Annotated in this window: 18 protein-coding genes; all 18 read right to left on the bottom strand. The window is 46.7% G+C overall.

Going from position 1 to position 17,201, the window contains the following annotated elements; translation table 11 throughout:
- Window positions 1–21: 21 nt before the first annotated feature.
- Window positions 22–921 carry a DNA-processing protein DprA gene (gene dprA / locus JNUCC21_RS08460; RefSeq protein ID WP_150941213.1) on the bottom strand — a complete coding sequence of 300 codons (900 nt, stop codon included), beginning with the start codon at window positions 919–921 and terminating at the stop codon, window positions 22–24.
- 65 nt (window positions 922–986) lie between these two features.
- Window positions 987–1,889: a succinate--CoA ligase subunit alpha gene (gene sucD, locus JNUCC21_RS08455; RefSeq protein WP_003154281.1), complete on the bottom strand. Its 903-nt coding sequence runs from the start codon at window positions 1,887–1,889 to the stop codon at window positions 987–989.
- Between the two features lie 28 nt (window positions 1,890–1,917).
- A complete protein-coding gene (gene sucC / locus JNUCC21_RS08450; protein WP_003154283.1) occupies window positions 1,918–3,075 on the bottom strand; it encodes an ADP-forming succinate--CoA ligase subunit beta in 1,158 nt (385 codons plus the stop codon).
- Between the two features lie 174 nt (window positions 3,076–3,249).
- On the bottom strand, window positions 3,250–3,531 hold the full coding sequence (locus tag JNUCC21_RS08445) for a FlhB-like flagellar biosynthesis protein (RefSeq protein WP_007409769.1): 282 nt from the start codon (window positions 3,529–3,531) through the stop codon (window positions 3,250–3,252).
- Window positions 3,528–5,231: a glycosyl transferase gene (locus JNUCC21_RS08440; protein ID WP_369878739.1), complete on the bottom strand. Its 1,704-nt coding sequence runs from the start codon at window positions 5,229–5,231 to the stop codon at window positions 3,528–3,530. Before JNUCC21_RS08440 ends, JNUCC21_RS08445 begins: the two co-directional genes overlap by 4 nt.
- Before the next feature lie 16 nt (window positions 5,232–5,247).
- A complete protein-coding gene (locus JNUCC21_RS08435) occupies window positions 5,248–6,015 on the bottom strand; it encodes a ribonuclease HII (protein WP_369878738.1) in 768 nt (255 codons plus the stop codon).
- A 72-nt stretch (window positions 6,016–6,087) separates the two neighbouring features.
- On the bottom strand, window positions 6,088–6,936 hold the full coding sequence (gene ylqF, locus JNUCC21_RS08430; protein ID WP_007409766.1) for a ribosome biogenesis GTPase YlqF: 849 nt from the start codon (window positions 6,934–6,936) through the stop codon (window positions 6,088–6,090).
- Between the two features lie 142 nt (window positions 6,937–7,078).
- Window positions 7,079–7,426 (bottom strand): 50S ribosomal protein L19, encoded by a 348-nt coding sequence (rplS, locus tag JNUCC21_RS08425; protein ID WP_003154288.1) that lies wholly within the window; start codon window positions 7,424–7,426, stop codon window positions 7,079–7,081.
- Between the two features lie 140 nt (window positions 7,427–7,566).
- Window positions 7,567–8,298, bottom strand: a complete 732-nt coding sequence (gene trmD, locus JNUCC21_RS08420; RefSeq protein WP_007409764.1) for a tRNA (guanosine(37)-N1)-methyltransferase TrmD — start codon at window positions 8,296–8,298, stop codon at window positions 7,567–7,569.
- The gene (gene rimM / locus JNUCC21_RS08415; protein ID WP_003154290.1) at window positions 8,295–8,819 is read right to left on the bottom strand and encodes a ribosome maturation factor RimM; all 525 of its coding nucleotides are present in this window, start codon (window positions 8,817–8,819) and stop codon (window positions 8,295–8,297) included. The genes trmD and rimM overlap by 4 nt, the downstream gene beginning before the upstream one ends.
- A gap of 4 nt (window positions 8,820–8,823) precedes the next feature.
- Window positions 8,824–9,210: a YlqD family protein gene (locus JNUCC21_RS08410; RefSeq protein ID WP_003154291.1), complete on the bottom strand. Its 387-nt coding sequence runs from the start codon at window positions 9,208–9,210 to the stop codon at window positions 8,824–8,826.
- Window positions 9,211–9,300: 90 nt separating this feature from the next.
- Window positions 9,301–9,546 (bottom strand): KH domain-containing protein, encoded by a 246-nt coding sequence (locus JNUCC21_RS08405; protein ID WP_007611392.1) that lies wholly within the window; start codon window positions 9,544–9,546, stop codon window positions 9,301–9,303.
- Window positions 9,546–9,818 carry a 30S ribosomal protein S16 gene (gene rpsP / locus JNUCC21_RS08400; RefSeq protein WP_003154296.1) on the bottom strand — a complete coding sequence of 91 codons (273 nt, stop codon included), beginning with the start codon at window positions 9,816–9,818 and terminating at the stop codon, window positions 9,546–9,548. The genes JNUCC21_RS08405 and rpsP overlap by 1 nt, the downstream gene beginning before the upstream one ends.
- 105 nt (window positions 9,819–9,923) lie before the next feature.
- Entirely contained in the window at window positions 9,924–11,264 is a 1,341-nt protein-coding gene (ffh, locus tag JNUCC21_RS08395) for a signal recognition particle protein (RefSeq protein ID WP_007409763.1), read from the bottom strand.
- 13 nt (window positions 11,265–11,277) lie between these two features.
- Entirely contained in the window at window positions 11,278–11,610 is a 333-nt protein-coding gene (locus JNUCC21_RS08390) for a putative DNA-binding protein (protein WP_003154299.1), read from the bottom strand.
- 121 nt (window positions 11,611–11,731) lie between these two features.
- A complete protein-coding gene (locus JNUCC21_RS08385) occupies window positions 11,732–12,502 on the bottom strand; it encodes a phosphotransferase family protein (RefSeq protein WP_072589091.1) in 771 nt (256 codons plus the stop codon).
- 83 nt (window positions 12,503–12,585) lie between these two features.
- Window positions 12,586–13,575, bottom strand: coding sequence for a signal recognition particle-docking protein FtsY (gene ftsY, locus JNUCC21_RS08380; RefSeq protein WP_003154301.1), 990 nt, complete (start codon window positions 13,573–13,575; stop codon window positions 12,586–12,588).
- Window positions 13,576–13,594: 19 nt separating this feature from the next.
- Entirely contained in the window at window positions 13,595–17,155 is a 3,561-nt protein-coding gene (gene smc, locus JNUCC21_RS08375) for a chromosome segregation protein SMC (RefSeq protein WP_039063090.1), read from the bottom strand.
- Window positions 17,156–17,201 lie beyond the last annotated feature (46 nt).

Here is a 17,201-nt window from a genome sequence, read left to right as displayed (position 1 = left end):
TACCGTTTGTCAAACGATATTTCAAAAGGGTTCCGTATACTGAACGCATCGGGCGGTCAGCTCTCCGTCAATATCCTCTGCGCATAATACAGCTTTCGCCCCTTCTTGAATGAGTTTTATAGGTCCTCCGGAATATGGATTAAATATGGAACCCGGAACGGCAAATACCTCTCTGCCTTGATCGAGAGCCTGGTAAGCTGTGATTAACGAACCGCTTTTTTCTTTTCCCTGCACGACCACAATTCCTTCACTTAGTCCGCTGATTATGCGGTTTCTCATCGGAAAGTGCCATTTTTTCGGCTTTGTTTCAGGAGGATGTTCTGAGAGTAGGAGATGGCGTTCAGCCATGTATTCTGCCAACAGGAGATTTTCCCGGGGATAGATGTGATGGAATCCGCCGGCTATCACGCCGATCGTAAGCCCTTTTGCCCTGATGCTCGCCTTATGAGACAATCCGTCTATACCGGATGCAAGCCCGCTTACAATGATCCAGCCTTTTTTTGAGAGTTCGGCGGAAAGATGCCCAACCGCTTTTATTCCGTCTTCCGTCGGTTTCCGCGTTCCTACAATCCCGATTTTTCTGCCTTTTTCAAGAAGCAGCGTGTTCCCTTTTGCATACAAGACAGCCGGCGGATCATAAATCGCTTTAAGCCATGTTGGATAGCGGCTTGATGAAATCGGAATGACAGTAATGCCTTCGCGGCGGTAATCGGACAGAACTTCATCAAGTTCCGAATTCTTGCGCTCTATTTCCCGAAAAATTGCTTCCGGGGCTGTTTTCCCTTCTGATAAAACAGTTAATGGATGCGGATTCGGTAAAAAAGACAGAGAATGATCAGCTTTCCACCATTTTAATAGAAGAGACGGGGAAATGATTTGATTAATACTGCAGACCATTAAACAGCGCGATGCTTGATCCAAATCTGGAAACCTCCTCTTTTTTTCAGCAAAAACAGGAACAGCCGTTACGGCTGCCCCTGCTTCGATCAGTGCGTTTTGCACGTTTCAAATAAGCCTTTTTCTTTTAACACCTTAATCAGCGTTTCACCCATTACAGAAGGGGTTTCCGCGACTTCAATTCCGCAGGCGTTCATCGTTTTGACTTTTTCTTCTGCCGTGCCTTTTCCTCCGGAGATGATGGCGCCCGCATGGCCCATACGTTTTCCCGGAGGCGCGGTTTTACCGCCGATAAAGCCGACAACAGGCTTCGTCATGTTCGCTTTTACCCACTCAGCCGCTTCTTCTTCAGCTGTGCCGCCGATTTCTCCGATCATGATGACGGCATGTGTTTCAGGATCTTCATTGAACGCTTTTAACACGTCAATAAAGTTCGTGCCGTTGACCGGATCGCCGCCGATCCCTACAGCGGTAGATTGGCCTACGCCGGCTTCTGAAAGCTGATGGACAGCCTCGTATGTCAATGTTCCTGAACGGGACACAACGCCTACATGGCCCTTTTTATGAATGTATCCCGGCATAATGCCGATCTTGCATTCTTCAGGTGTAATAACACCAGGGCAGTTCGGCCCTATTAATCTCGTTTTCTTGCCTTCCATAAAGCGCTTCACTTTCACCATGTCCAAAACCGGAATGTGCTCAGTGATACAAATGACAAGATCAATTTCCGCGTCAACCGCTTCCATAATTGCGTCCGCCGCAAACGGAGCCGGCACGTAAATAACTGACGCATCTGCACCCGTTGTATGAACCGCTTCTGCGACCGTATTGAATACCGGTACGCCTTCCGCTTCCGTTCCGCCTTTTCCAGGTGTTACACCGCCAACGATATTCGTGCCGTATTCCAGCATCTGCTTTGTATGAAATAAAGCGGTAGAACCTGTAATCCCCTGTACAATAACTCTTGTATCTTTATTGATAAAAACACTCATTATCTGGTCCCCTGCCTTTCATTCTTTCCTAAACTAAGGATACGATTTTCTGTGCGCCGTCTGCCATTGATTCCGCAGATGTGATGTTTAAGCCTGATTCATTCAGGATTTTCTTTCCTAAATCTACGTTTGTCCCTTCAAGGCGCACGACCAGCGGCAATGTCAATCCGACTTGTCTCGTCGCTTCAACAACGCCTTCGGCGATGACATCACACTTCATGATGCCTCCGAAAATATTAACGAAAATTCCTTTTACGTTTTGATCGGAAAGAATGATTTTAAAAGCTTCCGTCACTTTTTCTGCGGTTGCGCCGCCCCCGACATCAAGGAAGTTTGCAGGTTCTCCGCCGTAGTGTTTAATGATATCCATAGTAGACATTGCAAGACCCGCGCCGTTTACCATGCAGCCGATATTTCCATCAAGGGAAATGTAGCTTAAATCGTATTTTGACGCTTCGATTTCTTTCGGATCTTCTTCATCTAAATCTCTGTATTCCATAATGTCTTTTTGTCTGTATAACGCATTGCTGTCGAAGTTCAGCTTAGCATCCAGCGCCATGACGTTTCCGTCCCCCGTAACGACGAGAGGGTTGATCTCGGCGATGGAGCAGTCCTTCTCAACAAATGCTTTATATAAGCCGAGCATAAATTTAGCGGCTTTGCCGACAAGCTCTTTCGGGATGTTAATTGCGAATGCAATTTCCCTTGCCTGATAGCCCTGAAGGCCGACAGCCGGATCAATTACCGCTTTTTTAATTTTTTCAGGTGTTTTTTCCGCTACTTCTTCAATCTCCGTTCCGCCTTCTTCAGACGCCATTAAAACGATTCTTGAAGTAGCGCGGTCAAGTACAAGCCCGACATAGTATTCCTTTTTAATATCGCAGCCTTCTTCAATAAGTAAGCGTTTTATTACTTGTCCGTCCGGACCCGTTTGATGTGTGACGAGCGTCTTGCCTAACAGTTCTTCGGCATACTCTTTCACTTCATCTTTTGTTTTTGCAATCTTTACCCCACCAGCTTTGCCGCGGCCGCCAGCATGGATTTGCGCCTTTACGACATAAACCGAGCTTGACAGGCTCTCTGCTTTTTCAACTGCTTCCTCTGCTGTAAAAGCCACTTTACCTTCAGGAACAGACACCCCGTATTTTCTGAGGACTTCTTTTCCCTGGTACTCATGGATATTCATTTCCCATCCTCCTAACTTATGTAGCAAAACTAAAAATAGACTGCGCTTTCATTCTATATAATACTGGAAGAATTGTCTAGGGTTCAAAACAAAATCTTTATATCCTTCCAAACATTCTAACTTTTATTTTATTGAAAATATAAATTTAAACGGAGTCCGGGAAATGAATGGTCCTTATTTTTCGTTTTTCAGGGTTTCGTCCAGTCTGTAAACAAATGAAAAAATTTCGGCAACGGTTTCATAAAGCGCCTCCGGTATCTGATCGTCAACCGTCAAATGGCGCATTAATTCGACAAGGGTTCTGTCTTCCTGAATGGGGACCCCAGCCTTCTCAGCTTCTTTTATAATATTTTCCGCCACGTGCCCCCTGCCTGTTGCGACAACCTTCGGGGCTTGGTCTTTCTGCCGGTCGTAATGCAGGGCGACAGCTCTTCTTAACGGCGTTTGCTCTTTCATATTTTCACATCCACTTTTCTTCCGCCGTCTTTTTCTATAAACTCTTCCACAAGAGCGCTCTGGTCTTTCGGGCGCCGTTTTTTAGCCGTGACGCCTGACAGGCTGAAGCCCGTTTCTTTTACGGCTTCTTTTAAAGCCGGTACGAGAGGGTCGATGGCCGCCTGAAGCTCAAAATCAGTCTCAACCGTAATGGTCATTACATTTTGCTGAATCATGCAGTCCACAACGGTTTCTTGCAGTGTTTCAAGATGCAGCAAAAACAGGAGCCTGCAATGTGACGGATCGAGTTTTCCGTCCGGCTTCTTCCGTCCTTTAAAGAGAACTGTGATATCATTCTCATACGCGGACGCTCCCAGCGGAAATGACAGCACCATCTGCGTAAAAGAAGGGTTATGCTGCTCAATAAACAGCTGGCCGTTTAATTTATGAATAAGCGGTTCCGCCTCTTGTTTAACGGATTGGGGCGCTTCTTGAAGCGTCCGGACGGCTTGGAGGGCTGTTTTCAGCGCTTGTTTCTCCGGCTGCGGAGACACGCCTTTTTCAAGCGCTGTAATGAATGATAATTCATCACGGGTGCCCAGTCCTTTTTTGATTTTCTGCAAAAGGCTTAATACATCATGTTTTTCCGCATATTTCAATTCGGTGAGCTGAGCGGCTTTTTCGAAAACAGCCGCCTCCTGTTCTGTCAGATGTGCGTTTTGAAGAACAGGTGTTGTTTTCAATGTTTTTTCTTGAGAAATGAAAGCCTTCATGATCTCCGCCGTTACTTTTACGGGACGGTTTTCAGTTTTTTCTGCCGATGTCATTAATTTCTCTATAATCTGTTTTGCCGTTTTTTCAGGCAGTTCCGTATCTGTCCGTGCACTCGGAGGAGAAGGCTGGCTTGAGACTGCCTTTCCGTTTTCACGAGTCTCTCGGACAAATGGTGATTGTTTTGATTCCGTCCGTTCTCCTTCATTCATCAGCCCGGTTTCTGAAATCGGCATGCGTGCAGCCTCGGCAAGCTTCTTCAAGAGACGTTCTGCATGAAGATCCGTTTCCGCGTTTAACACGTCAGAAACCGCCTCTTTGAGCACAGACAGCTCTTTTGCCGATTGCGGAGCCTGATTGATTGCCTGAAGCAGTCCTGAGAGGAGGCGACGGGTCGGAACCGGATATTTAACGGCATGAATGGCTGACAAGACTTCCGGATGTGCGGGCAGTTCCCGTTTCAGCGCAAATACGATTGTTTCCGCCGCTTTTTTCAATTCAGCGGCCGGAAGCGATTCAGCCCAGCGGATGCAGGCTTTGAGGCTGTTTTCCGTCATCGGCAGCTTCTGCTGCATAAACGTTTCGGCAATCTGCAGAGACACAGGGCCTGGTTTGACAGAAAGAGCGTTTAACAGTCTTCCCGCCGCTTCCTGAACGGTTTTCGGGCTTCCTTCGAATTGGTCAATGACATGAAGCCGGCCTGTTTTTTCCGCCGGCTGTTTGTCATAAGAAAACCAGTAATACGCCTGCGGACGAAGGGGGGTTTCAAGTTTTCCCTGCATCGTCCGGCCGCCGATTTGGATAAGAGCGCTTTGATCGTCCAGCAAACGGAGAACCTTCCCTAACAGCAGCCTTTGAGCGCCGCTGTCTTTACCGCCGTCTTGCCGGTCCGGAGGGATTTCCGCCGTCAGCTGTCTGAAAGCCGCTTGGATTTCGCCGCTTATGTTCATGTCTTAAGCCTCTTTTCTAACAATAAGATTGAACGGGAGCGAACGTTTTTCGGTGAATAGTTGTCGGTCCGTATGCCTGAAGAGCTTCAAGATGTTCTTTCGTTCCGTAGCCTTTATTTTTTTCAAAGCCGTACATGGGGTAGGTTTTGGCGTACTCAGCCATGAGACGGTCCCGCGTTACTTTTGCGATGCAGGCTCCGGCGGCAATTGACACGCTTTTGGCATCCCCTTTTATAACTGATGACTGCGGAATGTCAAGCGGAAGGGTCATGGCATCAACAAGCAGATAATCAGGTGTTTCCGTTAAAGCATTGACGGCTTTTACCATCGCCAGTCTCGCGGCCTCATAAATGTTGATCCGGTCAATGACGTCCGCATGGACAATGCCGACTCCTACAGCCGCCGCTTCTTCCGTGATCCGGCTGTAATACTCCTCGAGCTTCTTTTCCGACAATTTCTTCGAGTCCGTGAGACCGAGAATCTCGCATTCTGCCGGCAAAATGACGGCGCCGGCGACAACCGGTCCGGCAAGCGGCCCTCTTCCGGCTTCGTCAACACCCGCAATCAGGCGGAAGCCCTTTTTGGATGACAGTCTTTCGTATGCCGTCATGTTCAGCCATTGCTCTTTAAGAGCTTTTTCCTTCGCGTGCTTTTTCAGCCATTGCTCTAAAAGCGTCTGTACGCTTTTTCTCGGGTCTTTCTCACATTGGGCAAGGAAGGGGGCGCTTTCGTCCCTGACCTCTTGCAGGCGTTCTTTTACGCTTTTTACGGTTAATGTATTCACGTTCTCTTCTCCCTTACATTATGTATATCGGTATTCTGCGGAAAAAATAAAGACCCGCATCGCTGCGCGTCTTTATTCTGATGGTGTTTCAAATGAAAGCCTGCCGAATTTTTCCGTCCGGATGTCCCGAATGATGACTTCCGTTGTTTTATCATAGTCAACCATTCCGCCGCCCATCAAACAGCCGCGTTTTTCGCCGATCGCGTCGAAAAGAGCGGCGATATCCTCAGGGATTTCCTGAAGTCCGTAGCGCTCCTTCAAGCGGTCGGGATAATGCTCTTCCAGAAAGCGCAGCCCGAAGACGGCCACATCCTGCAGGTTGATAATCGTATCTTTAATCGCCCCGGTGATCGCCAGACGCAAGCCGACAAGCTCATCTTCAAATTTAGGCCATAAAATTCCCGGTGTATCGAGCAGCTCTAATTCCTTGCCTACCTTTACCCACTGCTGTGAAGTGGTAATGCCGGGCCTGTCTCCCGTCTTGGCAATGTTTTTTTTGGCCAGCCGGTTAATGAGCGTAGACTTGCCGACATTCGGAATGCCGATGATTAATGCGCGGATTGCTCTTGGCCTAACACCTTTTGCTTTCATTTTATCGAACTTATCTTTCAGCAGCTCTTTCGATGACGGCACGATTTGATGCAGTCCCTGCCCGTTAACGGAGTTTATTGAAAGAGAGGGAATGCCCTGTTCCTGAAAGTGGTCCTTCCACTGAGCAGTCACAGCCGCATCCGCCTTATCGGCTTTATTTAAAAGCATAATGCGCGGCTTATTCTTTAAAATCTCCTCAATCATCGGATTTCTCGATGACATCGGGATTCTCGCATCCACCAATTCGTATACGATATCAATTAATTTCAGTTTTTCTGTTACTTCCCGTCTCGCTTTAGCCATATGGCCTGGGAACCATTGAATGGTCATGTGACTTCGACACCTGCCTTATTTACCGGAACCGGATGTTCCGATGATCTCTTATGTATTTTACGTTGCTTGTTCTGCTTTTACAAATTTCATATAAAAAAAGAGCCTGTTACGGGTAACAAGCTCTTTTCGTTCGTTATCATTATCGTCTGATTTCTTTAATACGAGCCGCTTTTCCGCGAAGTTCACGCAGGTAGTAAAGCTTAGCGCGACGTACTTTACCGTAACGTACAACTTCGATTTTCGCGATTTTTGGTGTGTGTACAGGGAATGTACGTTCAACGCCAACACCGTAAGAAATCTTACGAACTGTGAACGTTTCGCTGATTCCACCACCACGACGCTTGATCACAACACCTTCGAAGATCTGGATACGCTCACGATTACCCTCAACAACTTTTACGTGTACACGTAAAGTGTCACCAGGACGGAACGCAGGAAGATCAGTGCGAAGCTGTTCTTTTGTGATATCTTGAATTAGTTTTTGCATCGTTTTCAACTCCTTCCAACAGATGCTCTTGGCCACAACTGCAAGGCACAGCGGAACATCGTTTTCAAGCTTCTGAAGGATAAGCCTCCTTAAGCCACAAGTAGTATCTTATCATATCTTCATCGCCTGCGCAATAGAATCTATTCGTTTTCCCACTCGGAAATCCATTTTCTTTGCTCATCAGTGAGAGGATAGTTTTCAAGAAGATCGGGACGTCTTAAAAAGGTTCTTCTGATTGATTCTTTATTGCGCCATTTTTGTATTTTTGCATGGTTGCCCGACAGAAGGGTCTCAGGCACTTTTAAGCCTCTATAATCTGCAGGCCTCGTATAGTGCGGATGCTCTAAAAGCCCCGTGCTGAAGGAATCCTCCACGTGGGATGCTTCTTTTCCGAGGACGCCCGGCAAAAGCCTGACAACGCTGTCGGCAATCATCATGGCAGGGAGCTCTCCCCCGGTCAGCACAAAATCCCCGATGGAGATTTCATCAGTGACAAGATGTTCCCGGATCCGTTCATCATACCCTTCATAATGTCCGCAAATAAACATGAGATGTTCCTCTTGTGCCAGCTCCTCGGCTTTCTTCTGCGTATAACGCTCACCTTGCGGGCAGACGAGAATAATGCGCGGCTTGGCGTCCGTACCGGCTGTCAGCTTTTCAACCGCATCAAATACAGGCTGCGGCTTTAACACCATCCCGGCTCCCCCGCCGTACGGGTAATCATCAACCGTTTGGTGTTTATTATCCGAAAAAGCCCGGAAATTGATGACGTCAAAACGGACAGCCTCTTTTTCCTGTGCTTTTTGCAGAATGGAGGAGCCGAGCACCCCTTGAAACATTTCGGGAAACAGTGTTAAAAAGTCGATTTTCATTCGTCTATTAACCCTTCCATTACATGAATCTTAATTTTCTTCTCATTTATATTAATATCCTTTACCACAGAAGCAATATACGGAATGAGCGCATCTTTTTTGCCTTTTCTTGCAACCACCCATACGTCATTAGCCCCTGGCGTCAAGATTTCCTTCACTGTGCCGATCAGTTCCCCGTCTTCTGACACAACCTCGCAGCCGATGATCTCATGAAAATAAAATTCATCTTCTTCAAGCTCTCCCAAGTCTTCTTCAGGGACTTTGATCACCATGTTTCTTAGGTGTTCGACTTCATTGAGACTCGGCATTTCTTTGAATTGCAGCAGGTGAAACTGCTTGTGAAGCCTGTGGGCGCTTACCGTTACTTTGATTGGCTCCGCAGCCCCTTCCGCAAACAAATAGAGCGTATTGCCGGGCTTGTACCGTTCTTCGGCAAAGTCCGTTTTAGAAATGACCCGCACTTCGCCTTTAATGCCATGGGTATTTACAATTTTGCCTACATTAAACCATCTGTTTGTCATATTATCACCTCGGGCGGATTTCAATTACTACCCCGTCTTTTATGACGATGGTATTTGCCGCTGTTTTTTCATGCCAGTTATCACCGACATTGATTGAAAGCAGCGCATCGATCTCCTTTTCCTTCACTTCGCTTCCAAGCGGGAGCGACTCTGTCTGGCTTATTTGGAAATCGATCATTTTGATTTTGTCTTGTCTTTTCTCAATGGCTTTTTTAAAAGATTCCGCTACATCGGGATTCTGCTGATCTTTTTCATGTTTTCTAAGCTGAAAATAGAGCTGGCTGCATTCTCGTTCAAGCGTTTGCTTTTTTTCTGCAAAAGAGGCCAAAAGCTTTTCCTTGCTTTGCTCGGTCAGAACCTGCATAACGGTTACCCTGTGAATAATCTGCATAGGACCAGACTCCCCACTCTTCCAACATATTTCTGTTCATTTGCCTTTTTTACGTGTAAAAAAAGGGGAGGTGCCGGCCCTCTCCCTTTTTCAGTCAAATATTTCAAATTGAACTTTCTTAGAAGACTGTGCGCCAGCTGCAAAAACGACGGTTCGAATCGCTCTTGCAGTCCGGCCTTGCTTTCCGATAATCTTACCGGTATCTGACTTATTGACAGATAAGCGCAGCGCAATCTTTTGATCAGTCTCTTCCTTTGTGACCGTTATGTCTTCCGGATGGTCGACAAGCGGAGCCACAATGCTGACAATCAAATCTTCCAAGTTCTGATCAGTCATTACTTGCCTTGTTTAGCGTTGTGGAATTTTTCCATAATTCCTTGGCTTGAGAACAAGTTGCGGACTGTATCAGAAGGTTTAGCTCCTGTTTGAAGCCATTTAAGAGCAAGCTCTTCGTTGATTTTCACTTCAGCCGGCTTTGCAACCGGGTTGTATGTGCCGACTGTTTCAATGAAACGGCCGTCACGCGGTGAACGAGAATCTGCTACAACAATACGATAGAAAGGAGATTTTTTTGCTCCCATACGTTTTAAACGAATTTTTACTGCCATTTTACTAGCACCTCCGAAAATATTTCAACAAGATAGTATATTAACAATGATAAAAGTGTTTGTAAAGTGTTTTTTCTTAACAACGGTTTTATCATGTATAACCGATTACATAAAAGGTAATTTAAAGCCTTTTTTCTTCCCTTTTGTCATGTTGGTCATCTGCTTCATCATTTTTTTCATTTCCTCAAACTGCTTTAAAAGACGGTTGACTTCCTGAACGGATGTTCCGCTTCCTTTGGCAATCCGCTTCCGCCGGCTGGCGTTAATGATATCCGGCTGTTCTTTTTCAAGAACAGTCATTGATTTAATGATCGCTTCCACATGATTCAGCTGTTTTTCATCGACTTGGATGTTTTTTAAGCCTTTCATTTTGCCTGCGCCGGGCATCATTTGCAGCAGTTCGTCAAGAGGCCCCATGTTTCGGACCTGGCCGAGCTGCTCCAGAAAATCATCCAATGTGAAGCTCATCGTTCTCATTTTCTGCTCAAGCTCTTTGGCTTTGTCTTCATCAACAGTCGCCTGAGCTTTTTCAATCAAGGTCAGCACGTCACCCATTCCGAGAATCCGGGATGCCATCCGTTCAGGATGGAACGCTTCAAGAGCATCGAGCTTTTCTCCCATTCCGGCGAATTTAATCGGCGTTTCGGTGACCGCGCGGATAGAAAGCGCCGCACCTCCGCGGGTATCCCCGTCAAGCTTTGTTAAAATGACACCCGTTAAACCGAGCTGGTCATTAAAGCTTTTGGCGACGTTTACCGCATCCTGACCGGTCATTGAGTCGACGACAAGGAAAATTTCCTCAGGATTTGCGACTTCCTTTACGCCGGAGAGCTCATCCATCAGTTCATGATCGATGTGCAGCCGTCCGGCGGTGTCTAAAATCACATAATCATGATGCTCTTCCTTCGCTTTTTCAATCGCCTGTCTGGCAATTTCCACCGGGCTGACCTGATCGCCAAGCGAAAAGACCGGCATATCAAGCTGTTTCCCCAGGGTTTCCAGCTGTTTAATCGCGGCGGGGCGGTAAATATCCGCAGCCACGAGCAGCGGTTTGCGGTTATGTTTTTTGCGCAGCAGGTTGGCAAGCTTCCCCGTGGTTGTCGTTTTACCGGCACCTTGGAGCCCGACCATCATAATAACGGTCGGCGGGCGTTTGGCGACGGCAATTTTGCTTTCTTCGCCGCCCATCAGCTCGGTAAGCTCTTCTTTTACGACTTTAATAACCTGCTGACCGGGTGTCAGACTCTGCATAACGTCCTGTCCGACAGCCCGTTCACTTACTTTTTTCACAAAATCCTTTACGACTTTAAAGTTAACGTCAGCCTCAAGAAGCGCAAGACGAACTTCACGCATCATCTCTTTTACGTCTTGTTCGCTGACTTTTCCTTTTCCGCGGATTTTTGAAATCGTCTTTTGCAGTCGGTCGGCTAATCCTTCAAATGCCATTGTTTGCCGCCTCCTAATCTAATTTCTCAAGCGCTTCAATCAGAGCCGTCATTTTTTCCTCTTCCTGCAACCCGGAAGCAAGCTCTTTCAGCTTTGTAAACATTTCTTTACGCTCCTGAAACTTTTTAAAAAGGAGCAGTTTTTCTTCATATTGTTCAAGCATCGCTTCAGTCCGTTTGATGTTATCGTAAACGGCTTGCCTTGAAACGTCATACTCTTCGGCTATTTCACCAAGGGAGAAATCGTCCAGATAATAAAGCGACATATAGCTCTTTTGTTTTGACGTCAGCAACGACTGATAGAAGTCAAATAAATAGTTCATTCTCGTCGTTTTTTCGAGCGACATTTGAGCTCTCCCCTTTGTTAAGTCAAATCCCTTTACAAAAACTTAGTTTACATGGTTTCAGAGCGTGTGTCAAGTTTTTATCTTGTCAAAGCATGATGCTCTTTTTACATAATAAGTTTTTTCAAAAAAATTCATATAGACCGTCGTTAAAATACTCGAATTCTTGTTTTGATACACGATAGCGGCAATAGCCTTCGTAAAAAGCATTGAGGCATGCTTCATTTGTGACAAAATGACTGATCGCTAATGATTCATCATATCGCGGATCTCCCGCCGATATTCCCGCAGCATCGATAAACAGATAGACCTCTCCGTCTTTCACCAGCACATTATCAGTCGTGCAGTCACCGTGTATCATTGTCTGCTGAACAGGAACAGGCCTGTACCTGTCCAATTCCTTCAAAAGCTCTGCACTTCCTTCAGCTTGTCCTTTTTTGACATATTCCCCGGCTCGTTTGATTTGCAGATCGAGCCAGTCTGATTCCGGCTGTAAACCAGGGACCATTTCGGTTTCATGCAGACGTTGCAGAAACTGGCCGAAACTTTTGATCAGCTTTTTCTTTTCAGTATCCCCTTTTGCTTTTCTTAAAGCCGAAGTCAGGGTGATTCCATCCTCAAATGACATGATGATATGGCTGGCATGCTGTTCCTGTATCATCCCATAATAAATAGGAACAGGCAGACGACGAGTTTCCGTCAGTTTTTGTAAAACGAAGGCTTCTCTCATTAACCATTCCCGATACTTCTGTTGAAAAGAACTTTTCAGCAGAAATGCGTCTTGGCCGGCCACTATTTTTCGAACGGTTGAAGTGCCTCCCTGTTCATCCAGCAGCGACATATGGTTTATCGCTCCGACCTTACTTTCCAATTCAGCTTTCAGCCATTTGTCCAACAATTGCCCCCTCCATTCCGATCTATCAATGCGTATAAAAAAACGAGTATAAAACCGTCCATTTTATACTCGTTTTTTATTCATTAATCCTCGGCTTTTTCAACTAAATCAGAAAAGAGACCGTATACGTAAGATTCTGCATCAAACCGCTGGAGATCGTCAACCTTTTCTCCGAGGCCGACCAGTTTCACGGGGATGTGAAGCTCATTGCGGATCGCCAGGACGATACCGCCTTTAGCGGTGCCGTCAAGCTTCGTTAACGCGATACCCGTCACATTCGTCGCTTTGGAGAATTCTTTCGCCTGCGCCATCGCATTTTGGCCTGTCGTCGCGTCCAGCGCAAGGAGAACCTCATGCGGAGCCTCAGGCACTTCGCGTTCGATGACGCGTTTGACTTTTTCAAGCTCTTTCATTAAGTTTACTTTATTCTGAAGGCGGCCGGCCGTATCACAAATCAGCACATCCGCTCCTCTTGCTTTAGCCGCGTGTACGGCATCATAAATAACCGCAGCAGGGTCGCTTCCGGCAGCCTGTTTAATGACAGGCACGCCTGTACGCTCCCCCCACACTTCAAGCTGTTCAATCGCCCCGGCTCTGAAGGTGTCTCCGGCAGCGAGCACAACGGATTTGCCTTCATTCTTCAGCTTATGGGCAAGTTTTCCGATCGTTGTCGTTTTTCCGACGCCGTTTACCCCGACAAGCAGAATAACGTTCAGGCGCCCGTCCTGAATATTTAATTCAGAAATCTGTTCGTCGCCGCTGTTATAAATGTCGACAAGCTTTTCAGAAATGACGGACTGCACTTCCTGAGGATCCTGGATGTTTTTCAGCTTCACTTCTTTTTTGAGCTCATCAATCAGCTCCATGACGGTTGTAAAACCTACGTCAGCGCCAATCAGCACTTCCTCAAGCTCTTCGAAGAAATCCTCGTCGACTTTTCGGTAGCGGGAGACGAGTTCGTTCACTTTATTTGAGAAGGAATTTCTTGTTTTTTCAAGACCATCTTTAAATTTTTCAGAGACGGAGTCTGTCTGTTTCGTGATTTTCTCTTTTAATTTTTTAAAAAAGCTCATCTTTCAACCTCTTTCCTCGTTACTGAACGAATTCTTTTGTTTCTTCCAGTTTGACCGAAACCATTCGGGAAACGCCGGATTCCTGCATCGTAACACCGTAGAGGACATCCGCTTCTTCCATGGTGCCTTTTCTGTGGGTGATGACGATAAACTGGCTGTCGCCGCTGTATTTTTTTAAATATTGCGCAAACCTGAATACATTGGCTTCATCAAGCGCAGCTTCCACTTCATCAAGGACGCAGAACGGCACGGGCCTTACTTTCAGAATGGAGAATAAAAGGGCAATGGCAGTCAGCGCCCGTTCTCCCCCTGACAAAAGATTTAAGTTTTGCAGTTTTTTGCCCGGAGGCTGCGCGATAATGTCCACCCCGGAATTAAGAAGATCATTCGGATCAGTCAGCTTCAGTTCAGCCCGTCCTCCTCCGAATAAAGAACGGAACACGTCGTTGAATTGAGAACGGATTTGGATAAACGTTTCATGGAATCGCTTCGTCATTTCAGAATCCATTTCTTCAATGACTTGAAACAGTGTATTTTTCGCTTCCGTCAGGTCATTTTTCTGCTCTGTTAAAAACTGATACCGTTCGTTTACTCTTTCAAATTCATCGATGCTGCCGAGATTGACCGTTCCGAGCTCTTCAATTGAAAGCTTGATCAGTTTGACCCGTTTTCTCGCCTCTTCAGGCTCGAGTTCGAGCTGATATTGTTCTTTTGCTCCTTCAAAGGATAAGCTGTACTCCTCGCGTAAATACTGCAAGAGATTATCAAGCTCAACTTCCATCCGGCCGAGTTTTACCTCTTCATCTTTCAGAATGTCTGTTTTTTGCTTATACAGACGCTTCATCTCTTTCAGTTCAAGCTCGTTCGTATCAAGAGCCCGCTGGAGCTTCACACGCTGGTCGCGCCGGCTGGCGATCAATTCGATCGTTCTCGTTTTATCGTGAAGCTTGTGATGGGCTGCTTCTTCAAGCTGCTCCTCACCGCTTGTGCTGGACGTCATCTCTGAGGTCAGGAGGCTTAAATCTTCCCGTGTTTCTTTCAGAGCGAGCTGCGTTTCTTCAAGCTCTTTTTTCAGCCGTTTGAGGTTGTCTTCCTCACTCGAGCACGCCTGTTCTTTTTTCGCAGCAGCCACTTTACATTCCGTCAGTTCATGAGAGAGCGTTTCTTTTGTTGAGGATAGGGTTTGCTTTTGTTTTGTCAGCCTTTCCATCTCTTCCTCAAGCTCTTTCAGCTGGCCGGATGCCTCACTCAGCTGTTCTTCCAGAGCTGATTTGCGCGTCTCTTTTTCCCGGCTGCTTTCGGTCAGTGATGCTTTCTCCTGATCGTAAAGCTCCAGATGGGTATTGATGTTCTTTTCAGCGACTTCGAGTTCATACAGCCTGCCTTTTACATCCTGCTGCTTTGTTCTGAAAGCTTCACCGTCTTCACGGAGACCGCTCAGCGTATGTTCAAGCTCTTGAATGGCCTGCTTCAGCGTTTTGACCTCTTTTTCGAGCAGAGCTGTTTTTTCTTCCATTTCGGCAAGCCGCGCAGTCACCGTCTCAAGCTCACGGCTTCTGCCGAGCAGAGAATTGTTTTTCTTTTTGACCGCGCCGCCTGTCATTGATCCGCCTGGATTGACGACATCGCCCTCAAGCGTCACGATGCGGTAGCGGTGCCCGAGAAGCTTGGCCAGTTCATTCGCGCCTTTTAAATCTTCAGTGATCAGCACGGTGCCGAGAAGGTTTTGAATGACATTCCGATACGCGGCATCATATGTGACAAGCCCGCTCGCTGTGCCGAGGAAAGACGGATGCTTCTGAGCCGTCTGTTCATCACGGGTTTGGAGCTGGCGCGGTTTCATAACCGTAAGCGGCAGGAACGTCGCGCGGCCGAATGAATTCTGTTTTAAATATTGAATCGCTTTCCGCGCCGCCTGCTCGTCGTCTGTGACAACGTGCTGCGCCGCTGCGCCGAGTGCAATCTCGATCGCCGTTTCATACTTTTGTTCGGTGGCAATCAGTTCGAGAACGGCGCCGCGGATGCCGCCAAGCTTCTCTTTCTGCTTCAGCACTTCTTTTACGCCTTGGTAAAATCCTGAAAAATCGCCTTGCATCGTTTCAAGCATATCTTTTTTGGATCTGGCCTGCTGGACGAATTGATATGCCTGATACAGCGCAGATTCTTTCTTTTCATATTGGCGTTTTTTCTGTTCATATGCTGTCTGGACTTCGCGAAAGCGGACGACCTGATTGTGAATATCCTCTTCAACGGCAGCCAATTCTTCTTCGCACGCCGCTTTGCGGACTGCAATATCGTTACGTTCTTCAAGATATTTTTCATTGTTTGCTGTCAGTCTCGCCTGCTGGACCGCGGATTGGGACATCTGGTCATCTAAAAGCTGCAGCTCGTTGCGAATCGACGCCTGGCTGTTTAACAATTCAAAGTAATCGCTTTTTAATTGTTCGATTTTCTCATCTACATTTTCATTATGCAGACTGAGAGCCTGCTGCTTTTCTTTCACTTGGGCGTTTAACCGCTTCACTTCCGCACGCAGCTTATCATAGACGGCAGACTGTTTTTCAATGTCGGCTTTCAGTTCGGCTTCTTTGTTCGTGTAATGTGTAACGGATTCCTCAAGCTGTTCCCGGTTTTGCGCGGCATTTTTTTTGCGCTCTTTCAGCACTTCTTTCCGGCCTTCCAGCTTTTCCAGCTCTTCACTTGTCACGAGCAGAACCTGCTGCAGTTCGTTGACGGATTCATCAAGCGCGTGGATTTTATCTCTCGTCTCTTCTATCATCGCTTCTTTTGCGGATAGAGCCGATGATTCCGCCAATTCTTCTTCTTTAGCAGCCTGCACCTTGTCTTTTAAACCCGACCATCTGCCATGCAGTTGTTCGATGTCAAAGGCGGTAAGGGCAATTTCGACATGCTCAAGCTCTTTCTTTTTTTCTAAGTAGTCTTTGGCGATTGATGCCTGGATTTTCAGCGGTTCGACCTGATCTTCAAGCTCATGGAGAATATCTTCCACCCTGTTTAAGTTATCCTGCGTCTCAAACAGTTTGTTTTCCGCTTTTTTCTTTCTTGTTTTATATTTCAGCACGCCGGCCGCTTCTTCAAAAATACTGCGGCGGTCTTCCGCTTTGCTGCTGAGAATCTCTTCGACTTTCCCCTGGCTGATAATAGAGAATGCTTCTTTTCCGAGCCCGGAGTCCATAAATAAGTCAATGATGTCTTTCAAACGGCACTGCTGATTGTTGATGAGAAATTCACTCTCTCCGGAACGGTACACCCGTCTCGTCACGCTGACTTCGTGGTAATCGATCGGAAGAAAATGATCTTCATTATCAAGCGTTAACGTGACTTCGGCAAGGTTCAGCCGCTTGCGCGAATCACTTCCCGCAAAAATGATATCTTCCATTTTTCCGCCCCGAAGCGAGCGGGCTGATTGTTCGCCGAGCACCCAGCGGATGGCTTCGGTAATGTTGCTCTTCCCGCTGCCGTTCGGACCGACAACGGCCGTGACGCCTTTTACAAAGTCAACGGATATCCGTTCTGCAAATGATTTAAATCCTATAACGTCTAAACGTTTGAGGAACATCCCAGATCCTCCTTATCGTATAAGTATCTCAATATTATCATAATCA

Source organism: Bacillus sp. JNUCC-21, from assembly GCF_041222765.1.
Taxonomy (GTDB): Bacteria; Bacillota; Bacilli; order Bacillales; family Bacillaceae; genus Bacillus; species Bacillus velezensis.
Note: the sequence above shows the minus strand (reverse complement) of the source record. Positions and strands in the feature narration are given on the sequence as shown.